Here is a 1,583-nt window from a genome sequence, read left to right as displayed (position 1 = left end):
TAGTTTCTTTGATCTTTTTTTTGTGTCATTTGGCAGTTTGTTCCAGACGGTCCAGTTGTAATGAATCTTCATTTATCGTAAGTTTTTTAATACTTTCATAAGGTTATAAAAATAAATTAAAAGAATATATAAAAATATAACTTATTATCATCATCTGACTTTTTCATACAAATGCTTATTTTTAGCTGCAGTTGATATACATGTGCATCCTCCTTTTTTATGGGAAAGAGCACCATAGATTCACATAAGATGACAAATTCTAACCGAGGAAAATAGAATTATTATGGAGGTAATGCAGTTGAGAGCAGCTATTTATAGTACCTATGGTCCCCCTGAGGTTTTGGGTATAAAGGAAGTCGAACAGCCGTCCATCAAGGATCAAGATAGAGTGTTGATTAGAGTTCACAGTGCATCTGTCAATGCCTTAGATTATTTGTACCGGAAGGGTTATTTTCCTACAAGGTTAGATAATGGACTAACAAGACCGAAAAATCCAATACTGGGTATAGATGTTGCAGGTACTATTGAGGCAGTCGGTAAAAATGTAAGTAAATTTAAGGTTGGTGATCACGTTTTCGGGAGTTGCTTCGGATCTCATTCTGAATTTGTCTCTCCACGTGAGAATTTCTTATGTCATATGCCTAAAAACATAACTTTTGAAGATGCAGCTGCTATACCGTGTGCTGCTCAAACCGCGTTGCAAGCATTGCGAGATGTAGCACAGTTAAAGAAAGGACAAAGAGTCTTAATATATGGAGCATCTGGCGGAGTAGGACACTTTGCTGTTCAACTCGCAAATTATTTTGGGGCTGAGGTAACTGCTGTTTGTAGTACCTCAAATCTTGATTGGGTTAAGGAACTTGGGGCACATTATGTTCTTGATTATACAAAGGAAGATTTCACGGATAATAGAAAAAAGTATGATATTATTCTGGATGCAGTTGGAAAACTAACCTTTTTCAGATGTTTACATTCTTTAACCGAAAAAGGTATTTATATTACAGAACATTTATTTTACCCTAAATACCACCCTGTTCAATTGATGATTGGTTCATTAATAGGTAGCAAGAAAGCAAAGATTCATTTTACAAAACCAAATGATAGTGATTTGGATTTCTTAAGAGGACTTGTAGAGGAAGAAAAATTAAGATCTGTTATTGAGAAATGTTATCCTTTGGAACAGATTATAGAGGCACACCGGCACATTGAAGGTGGACGTACAAAGGGGAAGATAGTTCTTAGAGTCAAAGAAGAGTAAATTGTCATTGAAGAAATAATTTTCCTCTTAAACGAAATGTAGGTTAGCTGTTTGTGAATAAATGTTTATTAACTAAAGAGCGCGATAGTTACATAAGAAAACTATAAAAGACGATTTCCAAATGTGGGAGTCGTTTTTTTGATTCGTCTCGATTTACTTTCTCAATATTGCACGGAATATCACAATAGTATATTGTTTTCCGTACAATGGTTCGTCAACTTAAACAATTAAACAGATTTGTGGAGGAATTTAATTGAATGAATAAACATGACCAACTAAATACAATCAAAGAGGATTTTATAAATTATCAAAAAGTACTATTAGC

Annotated in this window: 1 protein-coding gene; it reads left to right on the top strand. The window is 34.1% G+C overall.

The genetic code is table 11. The features are described from left to right. Window positions 1-292: 292 nt before the first annotated feature. Window positions 293-1,258 (top strand): NAD(P)-dependent alcohol dehydrogenase, encoded by a 966-nt coding sequence (locus V7056_RS16580; RefSeq protein ID WP_499703523.1) that lies wholly within the window; start codon window positions 293-295, stop codon window positions 1,256-1,258. Window positions 1,259-1,583: the final 325 nt, after the last annotated feature.

The sequence above is a fragment of the Bacillus sp. JJ664 genome, assembly GCF_036962205.1.
Classification (GTDB): Bacteria; Bacillota; Bacilli; order Bacillales; family Bacillaceae_G; genus Gottfriedia.
The sequence above is the reverse complement of the archived record's forward strand: the minus strand, read 5'-3'. Positions and strand labels throughout refer to the sequence as shown.